20 protein-coding genes and 1 riboswitch are annotated in these 22,808 nt (G+C 65.6%); of the genes, 13 read left to right on the top strand and 7 right to left on the bottom strand.

Annotated elements, in window-relative coordinates; all coding sequences use genetic code 11:
* Nucleotides 1-99 precede the first annotated feature (99 nt).
* Nucleotides 100-263, top strand: a riboswitch (cyclic di-AMP (ydaO/yuaA leader).
* 15 nt (nucleotides 264-278) lie between these two features.
* The 4 genes from J1M87_RS08820 to J1M87_RS08805 all read left to right on the top strand — a co-directional run bounded on the left by J1M87_RS08820 (nucleotide 279) and on the right by J1M87_RS08805 (nucleotide 4,744).
* Nucleotides 279-833 carry a C40 family peptidase gene (locus J1M87_RS08820; protein ID WP_206489183.1) on the top strand — a complete coding sequence of 185 codons (555 nt, stop codon included), beginning with the start codon at nucleotides 279-281 and terminating at the stop codon, nucleotides 831-833.
* A gap of 345 nt (nucleotides 834-1,178) precedes the next feature.
* Nucleotides 1,179-2,192: a C40 family peptidase gene (locus tag J1M87_RS08815; protein WP_206489182.1), complete on the top strand. Its 1,014-nt coding sequence runs from the start codon at nucleotides 1,179-1,181 to the stop codon at nucleotides 2,190-2,192.
* Nucleotides 2,193-2,222: 30 nt separating this feature from the next.
* Nucleotides 2,223-3,596 carry a hypothetical protein gene (locus J1M87_RS08810; RefSeq protein ID WP_241256620.1) on the top strand — a complete coding sequence of 458 codons (1,374 nt, stop codon included), beginning with the start codon at nucleotides 2,223-2,225 and terminating at the stop codon, nucleotides 3,594-3,596.
* A 23-nt stretch (nucleotides 3,597-3,619) separates the two neighbouring features.
* Entirely contained in the window at nucleotides 3,620-4,744 is a 1,125-nt protein-coding gene (locus J1M87_RS08805) for a glycosyltransferase family 4 protein (RefSeq protein ID WP_206489181.1), read from the top strand.
* Nucleotides 4,745-4,754: 10 nt separating this feature from the next.
* Here J1M87_RS08805 and J1M87_RS08800 read toward each other — a convergent pair whose 3' ends face one another.
* Nucleotides 4,755-6,560 carry a long-chain fatty acid--CoA ligase gene (locus tag J1M87_RS08800; RefSeq protein ID WP_206489180.1) on the bottom strand — a complete coding sequence of 602 codons (1,806 nt, stop codon included), beginning with the start codon at nucleotides 6,558-6,560 and terminating at the stop codon, nucleotides 4,755-4,757.
* A 132-nt stretch (nucleotides 6,561-6,692) separates the two neighbouring features.
* On the opposite strand from J1M87_RS08800, the gene J1M87_RS08795 reads away from it, so the two are divergent.
* The 6 genes from J1M87_RS08795 to J1M87_RS08770 all read left to right on the top strand — a co-directional run bounded on the left by J1M87_RS08795 (nucleotide 6,693) and on the right by J1M87_RS08770 (nucleotide 11,313).
* Nucleotides 6,693-7,085 (top strand): polyketide cyclase / dehydrase and lipid transport, encoded by a 393-nt coding sequence (locus tag J1M87_RS08795; protein ID WP_206489179.1) that lies wholly within the window; start codon nucleotides 6,693-6,695, stop codon nucleotides 7,083-7,085.
* Nucleotides 7,086-7,215: 130 nt separating this feature from the next.
* Nucleotides 7,216-7,650 (top strand): SRPBCC family protein, encoded by a 435-nt coding sequence (locus J1M87_RS08790; protein WP_206489178.1) that lies wholly within the window; start codon nucleotides 7,216-7,218, stop codon nucleotides 7,648-7,650.
* Nucleotides 7,651-7,676: 26 nt separating this feature from the next.
* The gene (locus J1M87_RS08785; protein ID WP_241256619.1) at nucleotides 7,677-8,912 is read left to right on the top strand and encodes an ArsA family ATPase; all 1,236 of its coding nucleotides are present in this window, start codon (nucleotides 7,677-7,679) and stop codon (nucleotides 8,910-8,912) included.
* A 37-nt stretch (nucleotides 8,913-8,949) separates the two neighbouring features.
* On the top strand, nucleotides 8,950-9,378 hold the full coding sequence (locus tag J1M87_RS08780; RefSeq protein WP_206489177.1) for a hypothetical protein: 429 nt from the start codon (nucleotides 8,950-8,952) through the stop codon (nucleotides 9,376-9,378).
* Between the two features lie 52 nt (nucleotides 9,379-9,430).
* A complete protein-coding gene (locus J1M87_RS08775; protein WP_206489176.1) occupies nucleotides 9,431-10,405 on the top strand; it encodes an ROK family protein in 975 nt (324 codons plus the stop codon).
* Between the two features lie 179 nt (nucleotides 10,406-10,584).
* Nucleotides 10,585-11,313, top strand: coding sequence for a 1-acyl-sn-glycerol-3-phosphate acyltransferase (locus J1M87_RS08770; RefSeq protein WP_206489175.1), 729 nt, complete (start codon nucleotides 10,585-10,587; stop codon nucleotides 11,311-11,313).
* A 21-nt stretch (nucleotides 11,314-11,334) separates the two neighbouring features.
* On the opposite strand, the gene J1M87_RS08765 is transcribed toward J1M87_RS08770, so the two are convergent.
* Nucleotides 11,335-12,624, bottom strand: coding sequence for a glycosyltransferase 87 family protein (locus J1M87_RS08765; protein ID WP_374222373.1), 1,290 nt, complete (start codon nucleotides 12,622-12,624; stop codon nucleotides 11,335-11,337).
* A 79-nt stretch (nucleotides 12,625-12,703) separates the two neighbouring features.
* Here J1M87_RS08765 and J1M87_RS08760 point away from each other — a divergent pair, with 79 nt between their 5' ends.
* Complete coding sequence (locus J1M87_RS08760) at nucleotides 12,704-13,195, top strand: polyadenylate-specific 3'-exoribonuclease AS (protein ID WP_206489616.1); 492 nt, start codon at nucleotides 12,704-12,706, stop codon at nucleotides 13,193-13,195.
* Between the two features lie 45 nt (nucleotides 13,196-13,240).
* Entirely contained in the window at nucleotides 13,241-14,626 is a 1,386-nt protein-coding gene (locus J1M87_RS08755; protein ID WP_206489174.1) for a class II 3-deoxy-7-phosphoheptulonate synthase, read from the top strand.
* Nucleotides 14,627-14,666: 40 nt separating this feature from the next.
* On the opposite strand, the gene pknB is transcribed toward J1M87_RS08755, so the two are convergent.
* On the bottom strand, nucleotides 14,667-16,640 hold the full coding sequence (pknB, locus tag J1M87_RS08750) for a Stk1 family PASTA domain-containing Ser/Thr kinase (RefSeq protein ID WP_206489615.1): 1,974 nt from the start codon (nucleotides 16,638-16,640) through the stop codon (nucleotides 14,667-14,669).
* 183 nt (nucleotides 16,641-16,823) lie between these two features.
* Here pknB and J1M87_RS08745 point away from each other — a divergent pair, with 183 nt between their 5' ends.
* Entirely contained in the window at nucleotides 16,824-17,195 is a 372-nt protein-coding gene (locus J1M87_RS08745; RefSeq protein WP_206489173.1) for an Rv2175c family DNA-binding protein, read from the top strand.
* Here the strand turns inward: J1M87_RS08745 and J1M87_RS08740 are convergent.
* From J1M87_RS08740 to J1M87_RS08725, 4 genes are all read right to left on the bottom strand, one after another.
* Entirely contained in the window at nucleotides 17,167-18,156 is a 990-nt protein-coding gene (locus J1M87_RS08740; RefSeq protein ID WP_206489172.1) for a phytoene/squalene synthase family protein, read from the bottom strand. The two genes, J1M87_RS08745 and J1M87_RS08740, sit on opposite strands and share 29 nt — an antisense overlap.
* Nucleotides 18,157-18,166: 10 nt before the next feature.
* Nucleotides 18,167-19,807, bottom strand: a complete 1,641-nt coding sequence (locus J1M87_RS08735) for an alpha-(1->6)-mannopyranosyltransferase A (RefSeq protein ID WP_206489171.1) — start codon at nucleotides 19,805-19,807, stop codon at nucleotides 18,167-18,169.
* 158 nt (nucleotides 19,808-19,965) lie between these two features.
* Nucleotides 19,966-21,549 (bottom strand): phytoene desaturase family protein, encoded by a 1,584-nt coding sequence (gene crtI, locus J1M87_RS08730; RefSeq protein WP_241256618.1) that lies wholly within the window; start codon nucleotides 21,547-21,549, stop codon nucleotides 19,966-19,968.
* Between the two features lie 11 nt (nucleotides 21,550-21,560).
* Nucleotides 21,561-22,763 carry a polyprenyl synthetase family protein gene (locus tag J1M87_RS08725; protein WP_241256617.1) on the bottom strand — a complete coding sequence of 401 codons (1,203 nt, stop codon included), beginning with the start codon at nucleotides 22,761-22,763 and terminating at the stop codon, nucleotides 21,561-21,563.
* Between the last annotated feature and the right edge of the window lie 45 nt (nucleotides 22,764-22,808).

Here is a 22,808-nt window from a genome sequence, read left to right as displayed (position 1 = left end):
TTCGGTCCGCTCGGCGAGTTGGAGTCGACACGGACGTATGCCATTTCGTAACCTTCCTGAGACCTTGCGGAGTCTTGCCAATCCAAACCGGAGTGGCGTCGCAAGTCACCGCCTAATCGTTCACTCGCGAGAGTGTTCGTACCGGGAACCCGATATCTACTGGGGTGAATCCCGCTGAGCCACCTCGAGTGGACTGCGGGTAGGGCTGCTCTTCCCAGCCCGAACCCGTCAGCTAACTCGGTCGGCGGACGATAGGAAGAAATGGAGCACCATCTTTCGTGGCGTCACAACTTTCCAACCGATCATTGCGGCGAGTTCTCGTAGCCGGAGCGCTCACGGCAGGCGTGGTCATCCTTCCCGCTGCACCCGCGATGGCGGCCCCCCTCACCATTCCCGGCGTCGGAACCTTCGAGATTCCCGACGTCCCGGGCCTGCCTCCCCTCAACCTTCCGGGCGTGCCCGCACCGGGCGCGCCGCTTGCCCCTCAGGTGACGCCTGCGGCGAAGGCCGTGCAGGCCGCTGAGTCCAAGATCGGTGCACCGTACGTGTACGGCGCTGCTGGTCCGGATTCGTTCGACTGCTCGGGACTCGTCCAGTGGGCGTACAAGCAGGCCGGCATCAGCCTGCCCCGCACGAGCTACGACCAGGCCGCCGCGGGCACTCCTGTCTCGCGTGACAGCCTGGTTCCCGGCGACGTCGTGTCGTTCTACGGTGGCTCGCACTCGGGCATCTACGTCGGCGACGGCAATGTCGTGCATGCATCCACGTCCGGCGTGCCGGTCAAGGTTGCGCCCGTTGCCTCGATGCCGTTCGACGGTGCTCGCCGTTACTGATCCGAGCAGTCGACGTTCGCTGTGACAGACCGACAGGGTCGAGCCGAGTATCGGCTCGACCCTGTCGTCGTTTCCGGCCCCGACACGCCGGTCCGGTGGACAGCAGCGCCCCCAGTTCGTAATCTGATCGAGACCTGGTCGATGTTTGATTTGTGACCAGTCACGTCGAACCCCCGTCGATTTCGGACCGTGTTCACGTCCGAGCCCGCAATTGCATGGGTATGGTTCGTTTCGAGGTACTTTTTCAACCGCTGTCTCGGTCGAGGCAGCATGTGTGAGGACGGAGAGTCGCTTTCCGTGGCGATATCGAGATCTACCCGTGTGTGGCGTCTGACTGGAAGCTCGATGGTGGCTGCCGCATTGACGGCATGCATCGCCCTGGCACCGACGACGCCCGCACTGGCGCAACCGGGATTCGACTCCGCTTCCGATGCTCAGGCCGAGCTGGCCGAGCTCTCTCGCCAGTCCGAGCAGACCAACGAATCGCTGCACAACGCCCAGATCGATCTCGACGCCAAGACTCAGCAGCAGACGGACGCACAGACCGCCGTCGATCGGAGCCGCGCCGCCCTCGATGCAGCGCAGGCACAGTTGGCGCAGCTCAAGCCCGTCATGGACAAGGTCGCCAACGTCAACTACCAGGGTGCGCGGACGAACCGACTGTTCGCGGTCATGGTCAGCGACTCCCCACAGCAGCTTCTCGACCAGATGTCTGCACTCGATGTGATCTCCGCCGATACCGCCGATCAGGTTGCGCGGTTCCAGCAGGCGAGTTCGGACGCTGCTGCCGCCGAACAGGCCGCAGCAACGGCCGCCGATCAGGCCCGAGTGGCGGCCGAGCAAGCCAAGGCGGTCAGCGACGACCTACAGGCCAAACAAAGCGAACTGCAGAGTCAGATCGCGGAGGTGATGGCTGCCTACAGTGCGTTGTCTTCCTCCGAACAGCTCGCTCTCGCCGGATCGACCCTGCCCGACGGATTCGATCCCTCCGCGGTGCTGCAGAACCTGACGCCCGGTTCGGGTGCCAGCGCATTGCAGGCCGGCTTGACGCAGATCGGGAAGCCGTACGTCTGGGGCGCGACCGGGCCGGACGGCTTCGACTGTTCGGGATTGGTCGTGTGGGCGTACAAGCAGGTGGGTAAGACGCTGCCTCGATCGAGTCAGGCCCAGGCCCAGGGTGGAACTCCGGTGAGTCAGAAGGATCTGCAGCCGGGCGATGTGGTGCTGTTCTATCCGGACGCCTCGCACGTGGGAATCTATGCAGGCAACGGCAACGTGTTGCATGCGTCCACCTTCGGGGTCCCGGTCAAGGTGCAATCGATGGCATCGTTCCCGTATTACGGGGCACGTCGATACTGAGGTGTACCTCGACGATCGGCCGGCCCCGATATGAGCGAACCGGCCCAGCCATCCGGTGTGGGCTTGTTCGTCCGATCAGCGGGGATGCGGTGGGCTGCGATACTTCTGGTCGCCGTCGTGTCGCTCTCGCTCGTGTTGTTCCATCGTCACGACGGCACCGACGCGGCGTCCGGCGAGGTGCCGACAGAGGTCTCCGGCGTTCCCAGCTCGCCGACCTACGATCAGCAGCGGCGCGCCGAGGTGGCCGTTCTCCTCGATCAGTGGGCTGCTGCCGTTCGCTCAGGAGACGTCGATGCCCTTCGAGGCTTGATGGATCCGCGGGCCGATCCGAGTTTCGTGGATGCACAGGTGCGCCGCGCAGCAGTGATTCCGACCGTGCCGTTCGCAGATTTCGGGTACGAACTGGGCGACGAGCCCGAAACCCCGGTACCTCCCCGCATCGCTGAACCACTCGATGCCACCGACATCTGGGCACCCTCGGTCTACCTCCGCTACGCCGTCGAGGGACCGGACGCGTCGCCCACGCGTCGACCGGTCTCCCTCGTCGTCGCCGAGCGGAACGGACGATGGGGGTTGGTCGACGATGCGGACCTACCCGAATATCGCCGGCACACCTGGCGTGGCCCGTGGGATTTCGGTCCGCTCGCCGTGCGTTCGGTGCCCACCGCATCCGGTACTTCGGTGGTGATGGGGCACCCTGATCGGGAGCAATTCGTTGCGGATGTGGCAGCCGAGCTCCCCTCCGCAACTGCCGCTGTCACCGAGTTCTGGGGCGAGGACTGGGCGCGAGACGCGCTGGTGTTCGTCGCGTCCTCTGCCGAGGAGTTCGGCGAACTGGCCGGATCCGATCCGTCGACCGACGTGGCCGCAGTGACGGTGTCCGACGCACCGACAGGCGACGGTTCGCGTCGAACCGGCCAGCGGGTGGTGTTCGGTCCCGATGCCGCATCGCGGTTGACACCGTTCACCGTTCGATCGGTCCTACGGCACGAGATCACTCATGTCGCGGCACGTGCCCGAACCGCAGACGGCACGCCCCTGTGGGTATCGGAGGGATTCGCCGACTACTCCGGTTACCGACATTCCGGAGCCGGATTCGCACAGCTCGCACCCACCCTCGATGCGATCGTGGCGTCGGGTGGTCCGCCGACGGCGCTGCCGAAGGACGAGGACTTCGGTGCCGGCGGTACTCGGTCGAGTGTTGCGTACGAGTCGGCATGGTCGGTGTTCGAGTTCGTGGCCGATCGGTACGGCGAGCCGAGGCTGCGCCGGCTCTACGAGGCGTTGGCGTCCGGACGGGCGTCGGACGGCACCATCGATGTCGCCCTCGAATCGGTGCTCGGACTCGGGCGGGCACAGTTCGTCGCCTCATGGGGAGAGTGGGTGGCAGCTCGGTCGCGGTGACGCCGGACGCTACGGTTGACGCCATGCGTCGTACTTTGTTGGTGACGAACGACTTTCCCCCGCGCCCGGGCGGTATCCAGTCCTATCTGCACAGCTTCGCCTCGCAGCTGCCGGGTGAGGAGCTGGTGGTCTACGCACCGCGCTGGCGCGGCGACTCCCATGAGAAGTTCGATGCCCGGCAACCGTTCGAGGTGATCAGACATCCGACGACGCTGATGTTGCCGACCCCACTCGTGGCGCGTCGTGCTGCTCGAATCCTGAAGTCGCGGGAGTGCGATTCGGTGTGGTTCGGCGCGTCGGCTCCACTGGCGGTGATGTCTTCGTACCTGCGCCGGGCCGGGGCGGATCGCATCGTGGCCAGTACCCACGGCCACGAGGTCGGGTGGTCGATGGTTCCGGGCGGGCGTTCGGTTCTGCGCACGATCGGCGAGAACACCGATGTGGTGACCTATGTCAGCAAGTACACCCGGGGACGGTTCAGCTCGGCGTTCGGGCGGTCCGCCGCCCTCGAGCATCTGCCGCCGGGGGTCGACACCGATCGATTCGTTCCCGACGCCGCCGCGCGGGCCGAGCTCCGTGCTCGCTACGGCCTCGGTGACCGGCCCACCGTCCTGTGTTTGTCTCGCCTGGTCCCTCGAAAGGGACAGGACTTTCTGATTCGTGCGCTGCCCGGGATTCGGCGGGCCGTCGACGGGGCAGTTCTGGTGATCGTGGGCGGCGGGCCATACGAGAAGACTCTGCGCGAGCTGGTCCGCTCGACCGGAATGGACAAACACGTGGTGTTCACCGGCACCGTGCCCTCCGCGGAACTCGCCGCCCACCACACCATCGCGGACGTGTTCGCGATGCCGAGCCGCACCCGCGGCTTCGGTCTTGACGTCGAAGGCCTCGGAATCGTCTATCTCGAAGCCTCCTCGTGTGGCGTGCCCGTCGTTGCCGGCATGTCCGGGGGTGCGCCGGAGGCTGTGCAGCACAACAAGACCGGACTCGTTGTCGATGGAACGTCGGTCTCGGACATCACCGACGCGATCGTGAAAATCCTCTCCGATCGCACGCTCGGCGCGCACATGGGCAACGCCGGCCGCGCATGGGTGGACGGGCAGTGGCGCTGGGATGTATTGGCGGAGAAGCTACGCTCGCTGATCTGAGCGGTGAAGGTCAGCGCTTGTAGATCGACTCGATCTCGTCGCCGTACGCCTGTGTGATGACCTTGCGCTTGAGCTTGAGCGTGGGGGTCAGCTCACCGCTTTCCTCCGAGAAATCGTGGGGGAGCAGCCGATACTTCTTGATGGACTCCGCGTGCGAGACGGACTTGTTCGCATCGGCGACTGCAGCATCGATCTCTGCGGTCAGGTCGCGATCCTGCTGCAGGTCTGCCGCAGTGGCGTCGGCAGCCTTGCCATGGTCGGCTTTCCATCGATCGAACGCATCCGGGTCGAGGGTGATCAGAGCCCCGATGAAGGGTTTCTGATCGCCCACGACGACGGCCTGGCTGATCAGGGCGTTCGCCCGAAGACTGTCCTCCAAACCCGCGGGTGAGACGTTCTTTCCGCCGGCCGTGACGATCAACTCCTTCTTGCGGCCCGAGATCGTGATGTAGCCGTCCTTGTCGACAGAACCGAGGTCTCCGGTGCGGAACCAACCGTCGTCCAAGGACTCTGCGGTCGCGTCCTCGTTGCGCCAATAGCCGTCGAACACCACTGGACCGCGAAGTTGGATCTCTCCGTCCTCGGCGATGCGTACTGTGTTGCCGGGCAACGGACGCCCCACGCTGCCCACGCGTTGGTGCCCGATGGTGTTGACCGCGAACGCCGCCGTGGTTTCGGTGAGGCCGTAGCCTTCGTAGATCGGTACGCCGATGCCCCGGTAGAAGTGGCCGAGCCGACTGCCGAGGGGTGCGCCACCGGAGATGGCCAGCTCGCACCTTCCGCCGAGTGCGGTTCGCAGCTTGGCGTACACCAACTTGTCGAACACTTTGTGCTTGGCGCGCAGCACAATTCCGGGACTGCCGGTGTCCTGTGCCTCGCTCCACGCCACCGCGCATTCGGTGGCGAGATCGAAGATCTTGCCCTTGCCGTCGGAGTGCGCCTTCTGCTTGGCCGTATTGAAGACCTTTTCGAACACGCGCGGCACCGAGAGGATGAAGTCGGGCCGGAAGGTTCCGAACGTCGACACGAGGTTCGGGATGTCATTGGTGTGGCCCAGCGTGACTCCGGCGTCGAACGAGGCGATACTCACTGCTCGCGCGAGGACGTGAGCGAGAGGCAGGAACATCAATGTGCTCCTACCTTCGGTCATGAGGGACTTCAGCGATGTCTCACGAATGCCGAGTGACTCGGCGAGCAGGTTGGCGTGTGTCAGTTGCACGCCCTTGGGTCGACCGGTGGTGCCCGACGTGTAGATCAACGTTGCCGGATCGGACGACGCGAGAGTTGAAACCCTTTGGTGGACTTGATCTTCGGATATGTGGGTGCCGTCTTCGGTCAGGGCCTGTACGGCCCCGCTACCGGCCGAGTTCTCGATCACGAATGTCTGACGCACCGACGGCGCGGCCGCAACGACCTCCGTCGTCTCCTGCACGTGGGCGTCGTTCTCGACGATCAGCAACACCGGCTCGGCGTCGGCGAGGATCCACTCCACTTGTCCGGCCGAGGATGTCTCGTAGATCGGCACCGTCACCCCGCCGGCCGCCCAGATCGCGTAGTCGATGACCGACCACTCGAATCGCGTCGACGACATCAACGCAACCCGGTTGCCCTGTTCGATGCCTGCCGCGATCAGCCCCCGTGCCACACCGACGACCAGACGCTCGAACTCGGCAGCGGTGACGTCGGTCCAGCGCCCATCGAGCAGGCGTCGGAAAACCACGGCATCGGGTGCCGTGCTGGCCCGGGTGAAGACGGTGTCGACCGCCGAGCTGGTGTCCTCGACGGCATATTTTGCGGCGACGGTGAACTCGCGCACGGAATTACCTCCGGTTGGAAGACAGAGAGAAAGTCGATAGCTCGGCTTCACAGATACTCTAGACCCGGGGTCGCGACGTCGAACTTCGCCTCGGTGCACCCGGCAGGGCACCCGATATGTGAAGCTCTGTCGATGAGCAGTATTCAAGTTGCGGATCAGACATTCGTGGCCGCCCCCGGCGAACTGGTGGCACAGGCTTTCGCCTCGCCGGAACGGTGGCGTCGGTGGTGGCCGGATCTGAATCTGACGGTCACCGAAGACCGAGGTGAGAAGGGGATCCGCTGGGCCGTGCGCGGAGGCGTCCTCGGAACGATGGAGCTGTGGCTCGAGCCCGTGCTCGACGGTGTGATCGTGCACTACTTCCTGCATGCGGAGTCCGCCGGTACCGACGAGCTAGCGGCGCAGCAACACCGGCGCCGTGTGGCCGGTCGCGCCATGACGTTCGAGCTCAAACGCGAACTGGAGGCCGGGCGTTCTGCAGGGGAGGCGCCGCGCCACGTAGCGTCGAGTTCAGCTGTCGATTGAACCGCGCGGTACGGTCGGCCGGTTCGCATTGTGCACAGGCGGATCGATCATGTGAGATAGGTCTGCTGTCTGTTCGACGGCACAGCGAACGAAACGATCGATGTACCCGAGAGGAAGCGGACGAGAAGTCATGGCGGAGAAAACCCAGAGGTCTATCGTCGTCGAAGCCTCACCGAGCGCGGTCATGGACGTCATCGCCGATTTCGACGCGTACCCCACGTGGGTGTCGGCCGCGAAGTCCGTCGAGGTCCTCGAGCGCGGAGCAGACGGGCGCGGTAAGCGCGTGAAGTTCGTATTGGACGCAGGCATGGTGAAAGACACCTACGAGCTCGAGTACGACTGGGCCGCCGACGGTAACTCGGTGTCGTGGAATCTGGTCTCGGGTGAGATGCAGAAGTCGCAGAACGGCTCGTACTCGCTGCGTGAGACCGGTGACGGCACAGATGTGACGTACGAGCTCACCGTGGACCTCAATATCCCGATGATCGGACTGTTCAAGCGCAAGGCGGAAAAGGTCATCACCGACACTGCCTTGAAAGAATTGAAGAAGCGGGTCGAAGGCTGAGCGAAGCTCGCACCGAAGCCCGCACCATGGTGTTGCTGTTTCTCGGCAAAGGTGGTGCGGGCAAGACCACGTTGGCTGCTGCTTCGGCCCTGCAGCTCGCGCAGTCCGGGAAGCGGGTGTTGATCGCTTCCGTCGACCAGGCACATTCGCTCGTCGACGCGTTCGCGGTCGACGGCGTCGCCGAGTCGGCGGAACCGTCCGAGATACTGCCGGTCGCGCCCGGCGTCGACATCGTCGAGATCGATACCTTCGCGTTGCTCGAGCAGCGATACCGAGGTCTGGGTTCGGTGATGGCGATGGCGTCCGCGGGCCACGAGCACGGAGTGAGTTTCGGGGCGATCGAACCGGAGGAACTGCTCGGTTTCCCAGGAATCGAAGAGTTGCTGGGAATGCACGAGGTCTACCGCCTTGCCGACGAAGATCGTTGGGACACAGTGTTGGTGGACATGCCCGCCTCGGCCGATGCGCTCCGCACGCTGCAGTTGCCGGACACCGTCGCCGGATACGTCGAGCGGATCTGGCCGCACCACGACCGGATGGTTGCCGGCACCGGTGCCGATGTTCGGCTCACCCTGGTCGTGGCAATGATCGAGCGAGTTCTCGCACATATCGAGTCGGTGCGATCGCTCATCGTCGACTCGACACGCACCGGCGCGACCGTGGTCGTCACTGCCGAGGAATTGTCGATCGCCGACGCGGAACGGACGCTGTCGGCGGCTGCTCTGCTCGGAATCAGAATCGATCGGGTTCTCGTCAACAAGATTCTGCCCGCGCTGAACTCGTCGTCGATCGGTTTGGTCGGCGCACATCCGGCAGTGTTCTGGTTCGAGAGGTGGCGGTCCGCGCAGCTCGACGCCGTGGCGGAGCTGCGCCGAAGGATCGCGACGGTGCCGCTGGTGGAGGTGGAGCACTTCCACACCGAACCGGTAGGGTTGGAGCCCTTGCAAGAAGTGGCCGCTCGCCTGGAGCGAGGCTCCCTCGGGCGGCGCGCGCCGGGCTGGGGGGAGCAGCCCCGTGTGGTGCACGAGTCGGGGGTCGGGCTGGAATCTGTATACGCGATGAGAATGCTGCTGCCGGTGGTGGATTCGGCAAGCTTGGCGCTGGGGCGAGTGGAGGACGACTTGATAGTCAGTGCCGACGGGAGGCGACGGCGAATCAGGTTGGCATCGGTGCTACGTCGGTGCGTCGCGGAGTCCGCCGAACTCGACGGACCGTGCCTGGTGGTGCGTTTTCGCCCGAACCCCGACGCGTGGCCGCTGTGACCGCAACGTCCCCGGACAAGCCATCCGAGGTGTTGCGATGACCTCGGACCATTCCGAGCTGGGCGCGGATCTGTTCGCCCTGGCCGAGACGGTACTCACGCGGCTCGAGCCCATTTTGCGGCGCGTCGCCGAAACACAGGCGGATCGCGATCAGCAGGGATGTAGTTGGTGCCCGGTGTGCGCGCTCGCTGCGCTGGTGCGCGGCGAGCGCCACGATCTCGTCGAGCTCGTGGCCTCCGAGGGCGCAGTGGTGATCGCACTGCTGCGTCAGCTGCTCGCCGATCACGCGGGCGCAGGGACGCCGCACTCGGCGGAGCCTGCGTCGGGTTCGTCCGCCGACCGACCCGATCGAGAATCCGGCGGTGTGGCGAAGGACGTGGACGCCCCGGCCGACCGCCGGAACGCGTTCGTTCCGATTACGGTCCGTCTCGGAGAGTCGGGCAGTGACGGCCGGGACGGTCAGTGACAGACGGACGGAATCGGACCGCGTGGGGAACGGCCGAGGAAGGTATGGACGAATGAAGCGGCACCATGAGCGACTGACCGTCGGCATCGATGTCGGCGGGACGAGCTTGCGCGCATCCGTCGTGGACTCCGAGGGCCAGGTGCTCGACTCCACCGCCGCCCCCACTCCACACACCGCTCGCGCGCTCGAACGCGGGCTCGACCGGGCCGTGCAGGAGCTGGCCGGTCGGCACGACATTGCCGCTGTCGGGCTCGCCGTCGCAGGATTCATCGATTCCGAGCGGACCACGGTTCGATTCGCTCCGCACCTACCGTGGGTGGACACGCCGGTCGCGGCACAGATGAGTGCACGTGTGGGGTTGCCGGTACTCCTCGAACACGACGCCAACTCGGCTGCGTGGGCCGAGTACCGCTTCGGTGCCGCCGCCGGCGGCCGCAACGTGGTGATGGTGGCCATCGGCACCGGAATCGGTGCGGCACTGCTGATCGACGGCACGATCTACCGCGGAAGCCACGGGGTCGCCCCGGAACTGGGTCACCTTCAGGTCGTACCGGACGGCAGAGCCTGCCCGTGCGGCAAGCGCGGCTGTTGGGAGCGCTATTGCAGCGGCACCGCCCTGGTGGACACCGCGGTGGAACTGCTCGCCGCAGACCCGTCGTCCTCGACGACGCTGGCTCGCGAGGTGTTTCTCGATCCGGGTTCGTTGACCGGTCGCCGGATCGCCGGTGCTGCACACGACGGAGACCCGATCGCTCGCCGCACCATGGAGGATTTCGCCCAGTGGCTCGGTGTCGGGCTGTCGATGGTCAGCGACGTGTACGACCCCGACCTGATCGTGCTGGCCGGGGGAGTGGCGACGTCGTCGAGCCAATTTCTCGCCCGCGCGACCGACAAGTACGCGCAGCTCGTCACCGGTGCGGGCCATCGACCGCTGGCTCGAATTCGCAGTACTCAACTCGGTGAGGCGGCGGGCATGATCGGGGCCGCGGAGCTCGCCCGGGCGCAGTTCGTCACCGGCGTGCGATGACCGTGTCGGGCCGCTTCGTGTGAGCTCTGTCCCGCTGTGGCCCGTGGTGTGGCTGGTGTCATAAACCCTGGGTACAGTTCACTACGCGGCACAGTTCGAGGACGCCCGGCCGCGGTCGGTTCGCCTTCGAGTGGATCGGCACCAACGACTTTTCCGGACCATGATCAGGGAGCACGGCAATGTGGTACTGGCTGTTCAAATTCGTCATCGTCGGGCCACTGCTCATTGCCCTCGGGCGGCCCACGATCGAGGGTGCGGAGAACATTCCGGCGCACGGCCCGGTGATCCTGGCGAGCAATCACAAAGCCGTGCTCGATTCGTTCTACCTTCCGCTCAAGACGCCTCGCCGCATCACGTTCCTGGCGAAGAGCGAGTACTTCACCGGGACCGGACTCAAAGGTGCGTTCCAGCGGTGGTTCTTCACCGCGGTGGGGCAGGTGCCGATCGATCGCACCGGAGCCGATGCCGCGCAGGACGCCCTCAATGCCGGAGTGCGCGTGATCGAAGCGGGCAAGGTTCTGGGCATCTACCCCGAGGGCACGCGCTCGCCCGACGCCCGGTTGTACAAAGGGAAGACGGGCATGGCCCGTCTGGCGCTGCAGACCGGGGTGCAGGTCGTGCCCGTCGCGATGATCGGTACCGAGAAGATGAACCCGATCGGTTCGCGGGTGTGGCGGCCGGCCAAGGTCACCATTCGCGTGGGAAAGCCGATCGATTTCTCGCGCTTCGAGGGGATGGCCGGCAATCGATTCGTCGAGCGGGCGGTCACCGACGAGGTGATGTACGACCTGATGTTGCTCTCCGGGCAGGAATACGTGGACGTGTATGCCGCCTCGCTGAAGAAGACCGCGCCGAGTCCGGAAGCGACTCCGGTACCGCCGCGCATCCCGGACACCAAAGCCAGCTGAACCCTCCGCGCGCGGCTGCGATCAGGCAGTCGCGGCGGTCCTCGCGGCTCTCCCGCGGTGGGCGATATCGATCGATGCAACAGCGATGATCGAGGCCAGTGCCCACCACACGTATGCAGACGCCTCGATCTGGTCGATCAGGGGCCAGCCGAGCCCGCTCCATCGCCCTTCGCCGAGCTTCCAGTGCGGCGGATAGATCATCAGCGCCAGACCGATGCCAACCAGCGTGAACAGCAGTGCGCTGCGGCGGCGGTATCCGAGGACGGCAAGTACGACGACGAACGGCACCGCCCACACCCAGTGATGGGACCAGGACACCGGCGACACCAGCAGGCCGAGCAGCGCATTGACCGTCAGCGCGAGGGCGATCTCCCCGGCCGCGAACGCTTTCCGCATGGCCACGGCGGCGATGATCAACACCACCGCCGACAAGGCGAGCCACAGGATCGACCGGGGTAGATCGTCCAATCCGAGACGTGCGAGCACGCCGGTGATCGACTGGTTCGGCGGATAGGCGGGGCCACCGATCCGGTCGGAGTCGACGATGGTCTCGGTCCAGTACTTCACCGAATCCGACCATGTCAGCGCAAAGCCGATGGCCGTGAACACTGCAAAACCGAGAACCGACATCACAGCCGCGCGAAAATCTCTGCGCAGCAGAAAGAACAGCACGAACACAGCCGGGGTGAGCTTGACGGCGGCGACCAGACCGATCAGCAGCCCGCGAGGCCATGGCGTCTTCTTCGGCAGACAGTCGAGAGCCACGAAGGCCATCAGCACGATGTTGATCTGTCCGTAGTTCAACGTCGAGGTGACCGGCTCCAGGATCAGCACCGACACGGCGAACACGGCACCGGCCGACCACAGGACCATCGATGCAGGGCGCACCCCGAGCGAGACGAGTGTGGTCACGAGTGTCACCAGCAACAGAACCATCGACAGTGCCGTCACCGCGATCGACGCGGTGTACAGCGAGATCGAGGACAGCGGGCTGAACACGGCGGCGGCGATCGGCGGATAGGTGAACGGCAACGTGGTTCCGGTGGCGATCGGCGGCAACTGTCCGTAGAGATCCCCACCCTGGGCGAACACCTGCCCGCCCAGGCGGTACACGTCCAGGTCCAGTCGGTAGTGCTCGCCGAGAGCACGCAGGCCCGGAAAGCCGTTGAGATGGAACAGGACACCCACAGCGGCGGCGGCCAGAACGAGGACTCTGCTCGACGCCACCGCCCAACGAGGCCACCGGCGTGGCCGCGGCCCGGCCTGGTCCGATGCCTCGGCGATCGGACGGTTGGTGTCGGGCGTAGTCACAACGTTGCCTTTCCGGGCTGTTCGGGTCGGGGCTACCGGTACGTGGGGACGTGTCGGAGCACGCGCTAAGGTGAGCCGCGTGCGCTACTTCTACGACACAGAGTTCATCGAGGATGGTCGCACAATCGAGTTGGTCTCGATCGGCGTGGTATCCGAGGACGGCCGCGAGTTCTATGCGGTGTCCTCCGAGTTCGATCCCGAGCGAGCGGGCCGCTGGGTTCGACGAAACGTGCTGCCCAAGCTGCCACCGTACTCGTCACCATTGTGGATGAGTCGGTCCCGAATCCGTGACGAGCTGCTCGAGTTCCTGGTTCCGCAGTACGGCGCGGAGGTCGAACTGTGGGCGTGGGTGGCTGCATACGATCACGTTGCGCTCTGTCAGCTGTGGGGTTCGATGACCGAGCTGCCTCGGTCGTTGCCTCGTTTCACCCGTGAGCTGCGTCAGCACTGGGAGGATCGCGGCAGCCCCGAGCTGCCGTCGGCACCGGACGATGCGCATGATGCGCTCGCCGATGCTCGGCACAATCTGGCGAAGTTCCAGGCGATCGAAGAGTTCTCGTATCGCGGGTGAACACCCGTTGTCCTGCGGCGACTGCGGTACGAATATCCTGTACCGGTGAACTGGACTGTCGACGTACCCATCGATCGCTTGCCCGACCTGCCGCCGTTGTCGCCGACGCTGCGCACTCGATTGGACGATGCGTTGGCCAAGCCAGCTGCGCAGCAACCGCAGTGGGACCCCGACCACGCAGCCGATATGCGCAAGGTGCTCGAGAGTGTGCCGCCCATCACCGTCGCCGGTGAAGTGGAGGCGTTGTCGGACAAGCTCGCCGCCGTCGCCCGCGGTGAGGCCTTCCTTCTCCAGGGTGGAGACTGCGCCGAGACGTTCGTCGACAACACCGAGCCGCACATCAAGGGCAATATCCGCACACTGCTGCAGATGGCCGTCGTGCTCACGTACGGCGCGAGCATGCCGGTGGTCAAGGTCGCTCGCATCGCGGGGCAGTACGCCAAGCCGCGATCCTCCGACATCGATGCGCTCGGGCTGCAGTCCTACCGCGGAGACATGATCAACTCCCTCGTGGCCGACGAGAGCGTCCGCGGCCACGATCCGTCGCGGCTGGTACGCGCATACGCCAACGCCAGTGCCGCGATGAATTTGGTGCGTGCCCTGACCGGGGCGGGCATGGCCGATCTGCACAAGGTGCACGACTGGAACCGTGAGTTCGTCGCGCAGTCTCCTGCCGGCGCCCGCTACGAGGCCCTCGCTGGTGAGATCGACCGAGGGCTCCGGTTCATGGATGCCTGCGGCGTCACGGACCCCAATCTGCACACGGCGCAGATCTTCGCCAGCCACGAGGCGCTCGTACTCGACTACGAGCGCGCGATGCTGCGTCTGGACAACACCGACGACCACCCCAAGCTGTACGACCTGTCCGCGCACTTCCTGTGGATCGGCGACCGCACCCGACAACTCGACGGCGCACACATCGCGCTGGCCGAGCTGATCTCGAACCCGATCGGGCTCAAGATCGGACCCACGACGACACCCGAGATGGCTGTCGAATACGTCGAGCGCCTCGACCCGACCAACAAGCCAGGACGCCTGACGCTGATCTCGCGGATGGGCAACGGCAAGGTGCGCGACATTCTGCCCGGCATCATCGAGAAGGTGCAGGCCACCGGTCATCAGGTCATCTGGCAGTGCGATCCGATGCACGGCAACACCCACGAGGCATCGACCGGGTACAAGACGCGGCACTTCGACCGCATCGTCGACGAAGTGCAGGGCTTCTTCGAGGTGCACAACGGTCTCGGTACGCACCCGGGCGGCATCCACGTCGAGCTCACCGGTGACGATGTCACCGAATGCCTCGGGGGTGCCCAGGACATATCGGATCTGGACCTCGGCGGCCGTTACGAGACAGCCTGTGACCCACGGTTGAACACGCAGCAGAGCATCGAGCTGGCCTTCCTCGTCGCCGAGATGCTCCGCGACTGAGCCGTGTTGCCCTGAGCCAGTCGTGTTGCTCCGCGAGCGATCAGGGCAGTGAGACGACCTTGACCTCGGAGCCCGGTTTCACTCGGGAACCGGCTCCGGGGCTCTGGGTGATCACCACCGACCCGTCCGTATCGACCACCTGACGGACATCGATCGCGAGGCCGAGAGTGTCGAGGGTCGTGCGAGCGGACCCTACCGACCGGCCGAGCAGTGAGGGCACCGTCACGGCGTTCGATACTTCGAGGACGGCTGTGGTTCCCGACTTCACCGTCTTCCCGGCCTCGGGCGTCGTTCCGATGGCCTTGCCGCCGTCGGTACCTTTGTCGAACGTTTCCTGAACCTCGCTGACGGTGATGCCCACCGATTCGAGCGTCGTTCGGGCCTGTTCGACGCTTTGCCCGCGCACATCCGGCATCTCGACCGGCGGCGCTCCCTTGCTGCGCAGCACCGACACCGCGGCCCCGGTGTTCAGCACCGTCCCCGGCGGTGGGTCGAGCGCTGCGACCCCGCCGATCGGAGCGGTGGTGCTGAACGCTTCGCCGCCGTCGACGGGTGTGAACGTCCGATCTCGCAGTTGCTGTTCCATATCCGCAACCGAGGCGCTCGCGTCGATGGAGGGGACACTGGGACGCCCGAGTGACACCAGGAGAAACACGGTGTCACCCTTGGCGATTCGTGATCCACCGGTGGGGTCGGTCCCGATCAGACGGTCGGTGTCCACCGAGTCGGAATAGGTTCCGCGCACGGTGGCCTCCAGCCCGGCCGCTTCGACGGCGCTGGTGGCACCGGTGGTGTCGAGCCCGTCGACCAGCGGGACCGCGGTGTAGCGACCCGAACCCATCCACCAGCCGCCGACACCGACCAGGACGGCGAGCAGGGCCACGACGAGAAGCCAGACGAGGATCGCGCGACGCGAGCGCTGTCGATCTGCTTCGAAGTCCGGAAATCGGTACTGGCCCCGACCGGACGGTGCAGGCTCGGCATGTTGCTCCTCGGGTTGCTCCGAGCCGTAATCGACACCACGCGAGGTAGGTGAGGTGACCGCGCGGGTGTGCTGTACCCCCGGCTGCCTCGGCGGGTCCTGGACCACCTGGGTGCGAGCGGAAGGCGCGCGATCACCGGCGACCGTCGTCGGTGCGCCCGCCGCAGCGGAACTCAGGTGCTCGGCCGAGCGTTTGGGCGCGGGCACCCGGTATTCGGGAAGCGCCAGCTCCGACGCGGCACCACGCAGGGCGCGGGCCATGTCGTCGGCGTTGCGGTAACGATGTTCCGGGTCGCGGACGGTCGCGCGCTCGACCACTTCGTCGAATTGCGGGGGTACTCCGGCGATGAGGGCGGACGGGAGCGGCACGTCGTTGTCGATGCGTTGGTAGGCGATGGACAGCGAGGTATCCCCGGTGAACGGGGTGCGGCCGGTCAGCAGCTCGAACAGCACGACGCCGACGCCGTAGACATCACTGCTCGCGGAGGCAGAGCCGGTGGTGACCTGCTCGGGAGAGAGGTACGCGGCGGTGCCCAGAATCACACTGCTCGAGGTCACCGTGGAGGCCGCGATGGCTCGCACGAGTCCGAAATCGGCGATCTTGACGTCGCCGTCGTCGCTGATCAGGATGTTCTCGGGTTTGATATCGCGGTGCACCAAGCCCGCCCGGTGGGCAACCGCGAGGGCTTCGAGGACCGGCCGCACGACGGCGACCGCAGCGTGCGGTGGCATCGGGCCACGCTCACGCAGGAGCTCCCGTAGGGTGCCGCCCTCGACGAGTTCCATGACGAGAAAAGCATGTTCGCCGTCTCGACCATGGTCGTACACGGCTACGAGGCCGGGATGATTCAGCCTGGCCACGGCCCGCGCCTCGAATTCGAATCGCTGGACGAACTGCGGGTCCTCGGCGAACTTCGGATCCATGATCTTCACCGCGACAGGGCGGTCGAGTCTGGTGTCGAGTCCGCGGTAGACCGTCGACATGCCGCCCCGTGCGATCGGCGCGTCTATTCGATAGCGACGATCGAGCATCGAACCCGGTATCACCGAACCTCCTCTCGCGCGTCCGCCGTTCACCGGACGTCTGACGACGATCGTATCGGTGCCGCAGGCGGTGCCCGGTGATCGTGGTTGTCGTTTCTCGTCCTCCGCGAACCCTGCGACCGGCCGGACGACTTTTGAAGTCTGGCCGCCGGACCCGTTAACGTTACCTGCGTGAGTGCCATTCCCTATGCCGACGACGTGCTCGATCCGTCGGTGTCTCTGCTGCAGTTCGCCGATGTCGCGAAGATCCTCGATGTTCCCAAGACTCGCGTCGAACAGCTCGTTCGCGACCAACAGTTGCTGGCTCTGAAGCGCTCGCGCGTACCCGGTGTGCCCGAGCTGTTCTTCGACACGACCAGAGGCGAGATCGTCAAGGGGCTACCCGGACTGTTGGCCGTGCTGCACGACGGCGGTTATGGGGACGAGGAAATCCTGCGGTGGCTGTTCGCCGAGGACGAGAGCTTGCCTGGCACGCCCGTCGCGGCCTTGCACGGTGACCTGATGCGTGAAGTGATCAGGCGCGCACAGGCGATGGCCTTCTAGCGAAGGTTGCGCGCTCGAAGCCGGTGACGAAGAACTGCGGAAGTGCGATCCGAGCTCGGGTCCACTGCGGCACGGTCGCCCGCTGGGACAGGACGCGGTAGCCCTGGGACTCCACCTCGTCCAGAATGCGGCCGTAGAGTATCGACGCCGTGCGCATGGACGGGCGCACCCGTGGATCGAGCATCTCGATGCCGGCGTCGGACGTACGGTAGATCGAGCGGGTGACAGCGATCTGGTGCGCCAGAGCTCGACCGACCTTGGCATCGACGTTGCCGGTGGTGCGGCACCAGCGCAGCAGCTCCTCGTCGACTCCGAACGCTTCGAGCTCGTCCATGGGGAGGTAGATCCGGTCTCTATCGAGGTCCTCGCCCATGTCGCGGATGAAGTTCGTCAGCTGGAACGCCTCACCGAGGGCCGCGGCGGGTGGTTCGGCCTCGGCCCGGTCGACGACGGTTCCCAGGATCGGCAACATCTGCAGTCCGATGACCGCAGCGGAGCCGTACATGTACTCGCGGAGCTGCTCCATCGTCCGGTAACGGGAGATGAACACCGTGCTGCCTGGAATATCCATCCGCATGGAGCGCATGAACGCGAAGAAGTAGTCGTGTGGGATGTCGTACCGTAAAGCGGTGTCGCACAGGGCGCTCAGGACCTGATCGGACACGCTGTCCGACAGCGGCTCTCCCGCCAAGGCCGCACGTACTCGAGACTCGATCAGGTCGAGTTCGGCGAGGCGTCGAGCATTGAGCTCGTCCGATCCGACGACGATTTCGGTTCCTTCGAGGTCGACGATGTCGTCGACCATGCGGGCGAAGCCGTACAGCGCGTGCACGGCCGCGCGCTTGTCGACGGGGAGCAACCGAGTGGCGAGGAAGTAGGTCTTCCCGTGCCGGGCGTTGAGCTCGCGACAGATTCGGTACGCCCCGTGCAGCGCGGGGTCGATGGTGTCCAGTTCCTTCATCGCGCGGCCGTCACGACGTGGACTCGCCCTCGGACGATTCGGCGGTGGAGGTCCTCGGGGCGTTCGGCACCGCACGACGTTCTCTGGACCGGTCCGACCGCAAACGCAACGGATCTACCCTGGTCAACGCGAGTGCGGCCACAACAGCCGCGAAGACGGCCAGTGCCACGTGCATGAACGTGTACAGCCCGATCGAACCGTCTGGCTGGAAGACGAGCATCAGCCATGTCGACAGTCCCGTCAGGATCATCAGCGTCGTTCGCGACAGTGCGAATCCGGCGGCGATCGCCAGCGGCCAGGAGTAGTACCAGGGCAGCGCCGCGGGGGAGAGCACAACAGTGGCCACCAGGGCGATCAGAATGCCCTTCACCGCGTCTCGTTCGGACTTGCGGCCCAGCCACCAGGCCGCGACGAGGACGACGACCAGCGCGATCGCACACAGCAGACGCGTCACATCGAGAACCGGTCCGAGGCGCAGGTCGAGGAACCACGAGGTACTCACGGTCACCAGGTGCGCGAGAATTGTCGGGAGCGAGAGCCAGTTGATGATCTTGGCCGATCCCGAGAGCGCTGTGAGCCACCCGATACCCACTCCGGCCACCACGGACGCGACCGCGAACACCGCCACGAAGACGGCGGCTCCGATTCCGGCGGTCTTGGTGAACGCCAGTATCGGTGAGCTCGGTGCGCGACCCTCGGCACGAGCCTTCTCCCGCAGATGCAGCATCCAGATCCAGACCAGGAACGGCAATGCCAGGCCTGCTGTCGCCTTGATCGCCACGGCGATCGCCACCAGTGCGATGCCGGAGACATGACGATGTTCGAGAGCCAACACGATGCCGGCAGTCATCAGCCCGACCATGAGCAGCTCGTTGTGGACGCCGCCGATCAGGTGAATCAGCACCAGGGGGTTGAGGACGGCGAGCCACACTGCGGTGGTCGCGCGGCCGCCGAGGTGTGTGGCCAGTCGCGGAACAGCCCACATCATCAGTGCGAGACCGGGCAGCATGGTCAGGCGCAGCAGCATGGTGCCTGCGATGACGTTGTCGCCCGTCACACTGGTGATTCCGCGCCCGAGCAGCAGGAACAACGGCCCGTACGGCGCTGTGGTGGTGGTCCAGACATTGCTGACGTTGTCGAGAAGTACCCCGGGATTGGCGACGGGGCCCACCGCGTACGGGTCGAAACCGTCCCGGAGCAAAGCGCCCTGAGCCAAGTAGGAATAGGCGTCGCGGCTGAACATCGGCACCGACAGCAGCAGCGGAGCCGTCCATGCCGGCACGATCCATCGCAGTTCGCCGACGGTGGTGCGGCCGTGCAGGGTCGCGCGCCCGAGCCGAACCCAGGCGGTGATCATCAGCAGCACGCCGACCCAGACGATGATGGTCGACAGTACGAATCCGTGGCCGAATCGCAGCCACGAGAGGTGCATCGACTCGAGTAGCGGGTCGCGCCTGCGCACACTGCCTGCGCCGAATCCGCCGAACATGATGCAGACGGCACCGACGACACCGAGGATTGCGGCATTGCCCTCGGGGCTGCGTAGAAAGTTGGCGGTGGTGGTCAGCCTCGATGTCCGTCGCGCAGGAGAGGGGTCGGGCCCGTCCGAGGATCGATCCGAGGAAGTGGAGTGCGACGAAATCGAAGACATTGCCGCCTGCTCCTCCTCTGCAACGAAGTGTGGATCGAGATGAACACGTCAGCCGGTGTGTTCGCGCCGTTCACCGAACGATCATGCTCGCAGCAATGAGGGCGACCGGCAAACGATCGCGCTCAGCTTAGTTGGTCGGTACGGCGAGTCGAACGAACCTACCGGCTCCGGTGTCCTGTCACTCGTTCGGCAGCGAGCTTTCCCGAGACCAGAACCGTGGGAACGCCCACTCCGGGTGTCGTACCCGAGCCGGCGAGAACCACGTTGTCGAGTCCGGAGACCAGGTTCTTGCGTCGGAACGGTCCGGTCTGACGAAACACATGTGCAGACGAGAACGGCGAACCCTCGATCATGCCTTTTCGCGCCCAGGTCTCGGGTGTGTCGAGGTGGTCCAGGACGAATCCGTCGAGGAGCCCGGTGTAACCGCGATCTTCCAGAGTTGTGAGAATCTCGCGGAGATACGGCTGCGCCAGCTCGCTCCAGGGCAGGGGAGCGCTCTCGAGGTTGGGGCACGGAGCCAGAATCGATACCGGCTCACTGCGGACGCCGCCGCGAATCACTTCGAGATTCGAATCACTCACCGACGGCCGGGTGATGAGCAACGACGGATCAGCCATCAATGATCCCTTGCCCGGCTTGGCGGTGATGCGGCGAAAGGTCTCGGCCCACTCGTTCCCGAAGTCGATGGTGTGATGCGCCCGGGCCGGCCACGCGGCGGTGTGTTCGAGGGCCACGGTGCCGTGTGCGACGACCGCCGACGGAGAGACGGCACCGTAGCCGTTTCCTCGACCCTGCCTCGTCACCGAAGCACGGTCGAGGAGTCGGTCCACGACGGGCAGATCGGGAGTGAGAACGAGAGCGTCGCACGCGATCCGGTCACCAGTCGCGGTCAAAACCGAGTCGGCACGGCCACGGTCGACGGTGATGTCGACGATCTCGGTGCCGAGCTCGAGCGTGCCGCCTGCGGTGACGAAGGCGTCGGCCATGGCCTTGGAGATCGCCGCCATTCCGCCCTCGGGAAAGAAGACCCCCAGCGAGGTGTCCATGTGCGCGATGGCCCCGTACACCGCGAGTGCCTTCTGCGGTGCCATGCCTGCATAGAGCGCCTGGAAGGTGAAGACCCGACGCAATCGCGGATCTTTCAGGAATCGGTCGACGCGTGGTCCGAGTCGGCCGAAACCGCCGAGCCTCGCCAGCGTGGCGGTGTCTCGGATCGCGGCCTTCGAACCCACGAGATCGAGCGGGGAATCGAAGTTCGAGTCGATGTACCGATCGAACTCGGCGTCGAAGATGGCGGCCAGCCAACTCCGTAGATTGCGGTATCCCTGCGCCTCGGCGGGGCCGCAGGTCCGTTCGACCTCGGCCGCCATGGCCTCGGGGTCGGAGTAGACGTCGATCGAGCTGCCGTCGGCGTAACGCGTGTGATACGAGGGCGACAGTGTCGCCAGCCGAATCGGCGGTGTCGTGGATTCGAAATCGGCACCCACGGCCGCGAGCGCCTCGAGCACCAGGTTCGGCATCGTCAAGACGCTGGCACCGTTGTCGACGTCGTACAGGTGGGAACCGTCGATGTCGAACACCGGATACACCCCGACCCGGCCGCCCACGCTCGCCTCTCGTTCGACGAGAACGACTTTCTTGCCTGCCCCGATGAGATGCAGACCGGCAGCCAGTCCGGCCAGCCCGGCTCCCACCACCACGACTGTGTCGGTGGGCCCGGTGACTGCACGGATAGAAGACATGACGCTCTCTTTCAGTACTGCCGTCTGATGGCGGCGGTCGCCATGGCGCGCAGGTGCGCGGCAGCGACCGGTTCGATCAAACTGTTGTCGAGGGTGGCCAGAGCGCGGGTACCGAGTTCGTCGATCTGCCGCTCGACCGCATCCACTGCACCGAGCTCGACCAGAATCGAACGGATCTCGGCGACGCCGGCAGCATCGAGATCGGTACCGAGACCGGCCCGAATCGTGGCTGCGTGATCGGGGCGAGTCAGGTCGGCTTGGTGCAGTGCCGAGGCGATGAGCACGGTGCGTTTGCCCTCGGTGATGTCGTCGCCCGACGGTTTGCCGGTCACCTCGGGGTCGCCGAACACTCCGAGCAGGTCGTCGCGCAATTGGAATGCGATCCCGATGTCGGCACCGAAGCTGCGGTACGCCGCGATCAGCTCGTCGTCCGCGTCCGCCAGCGCTGCGCCCAGATGCAAGGGCCGTTCTACGGTGTACGCGGCAGTCTTGTATCGGTTGACCCGCATCGCAGCTGCCACGCTCTCGTCGATACCGGCCTCGGCCTCGATATCGAGTAGTTGGCCACCGAGCACCTCGGTGCGCATGGCCGACCACACCGGCTGGGCTCGACGCGCGGAGTCTGCGTCGATACCCGATTCGCGGAGTAGGTCGTCGGCCCAGCACAGGGCCAGATCGCCGACGAGAATCGCCGCCGATTCCCCGAAATGCTCCGAGGAGCCGGACCAGCCCGCGTCTCGATGCCGGCCTGCGAAGTCGACGTGCACAGTCGGGAAACCGCGTCGTGTGCTGGATGAATCGATGATGTCGTCGTGGATCAGGGCGCACGCCTGGACCAACTCGAGCGCTGAGCAGGCTCTGAGCACGGCGTCTGCCCGTTCACCGGTCGACTCGCCACCGGCACCGAGCCACGCGGTCCACGCGAAAGCGGGACGCATGCGCTTGCCACCCCTGAGCACGAACGCTTCGAGATCGGCCACTGCTGCGGGGTAGCCGCCGCCCACTGTGTCGACCACAGCGCGGCGCGAGGCGAAGAACTCGGTGAGGGTCGCGTCCACGGCCGTGCGCAGCGCCTCCGGTCCGGTAGCGGTGGTTGCGGTGTCGACGACGGGCGAAGACGAGTCTCCGGACAGAACGATCCTCCAGGGTTCGGCGTGAGTGTGTGTCGGATTCCGATCCCACACTAGTAGGCGCCGCCACCAGCGCGCCGACATGCAGCGAACCCCGTCCTGCGGGAGGCCCGACGAGCGTCGACGGAG

Origin of the sequence: Rhodococcus sp. KRD162 (assembly GCF_017168335.1) — a bacterium.
Lineage (GTDB): Bacteria > Actinomycetota > Actinomycetes > Mycobacteriales > Mycobacteriaceae > Rhodococcoides.
Note: the sequence above shows the minus strand (reverse complement) of the source record. Positions and strands in the feature narration are given on the sequence as shown.

Coding starts and splice junctions, on each gene's coding strand:
- J1M87_RS08815 (WP_206489182.1), top strand. CDS start 1,179: ATGGTGGCTGCCGCATTGACGGCATGCATCGCCCTGGCACCGACGACG.
- J1M87_RS08810 (WP_241256620.1), top strand. CDS start 2,223: ATGAGCGAACCGGCCCAGCCATCCGGTGTGGGCTTGTTCGTCCGATCA.
- J1M87_RS08805 (WP_206489181.1), top strand. CDS start 3,620: ATGCGTCGTACTTTGTTGGTGACGAACGACTTTCCCCCGCGCCCGGGC.
- J1M87_RS08795 (WP_206489179.1), top strand. CDS start 6,693: ATGAGCAGTATTCAAGTTGCGGATCAGACATTCGTGGCCGCCCCCGGC.
- J1M87_RS08790 (WP_206489178.1), top strand. CDS start 7,216: ATGGCGGAGAAAACCCAGAGGTCTATCGTCGTCGAAGCCTCACCGAGC.
- J1M87_RS08785 (WP_241256619.1), top strand. CDS start 7,677: ATGGTGTTGCTGTTTCTCGGCAAAGGTGGTGCGGGCAAGACCACGTTG.
- J1M87_RS08780 (WP_206489177.1), top strand. CDS start 8,950: ATGACCTCGGACCATTCCGAGCTGGGCGCGGATCTGTTCGCCCTGGCC.
- J1M87_RS08775 (WP_206489176.1), top strand. CDS start 9,431: ATGAAGCGGCACCATGAGCGACTGACCGTCGGCATCGATGTCGGCGGG.
- J1M87_RS08770 (WP_206489175.1), top strand. CDS start 10,585: ATGTGGTACTGGCTGTTCAAATTCGTCATCGTCGGGCCACTGCTCATT.
- pknB (WP_206489615.1), bottom strand. CDS start 16,640: ATGCTCGATCGTCGCTATCGAATAGACGCGCCGATCGCACGGGGCGGC.
- J1M87_RS08740 (WP_206489172.1), bottom strand. CDS start 18,156: ATGAAGGAACTGGACACCATCGACCCCGCGCTGCACGGGGCGTACCGA.
- J1M87_RS08735 (WP_206489171.1), bottom strand. CDS start 19,807: ATGTCTTCGATTTCGTCGCACTCCACTTCCTCGGATCGATCCTCGGAC.
- crtI (WP_241256618.1), bottom strand. CDS start 21,549: ATGTCTTCTATCCGTGCAGTCACCGGGCCCACCGACACAGTCGTGGTG.
- J1M87_RS08725 (WP_241256617.1), bottom strand. CDS start 22,763: ATGTCGGCGCGCTGGTGGCGGCGCCTACTAGTGTGGGATCGGAATCCG.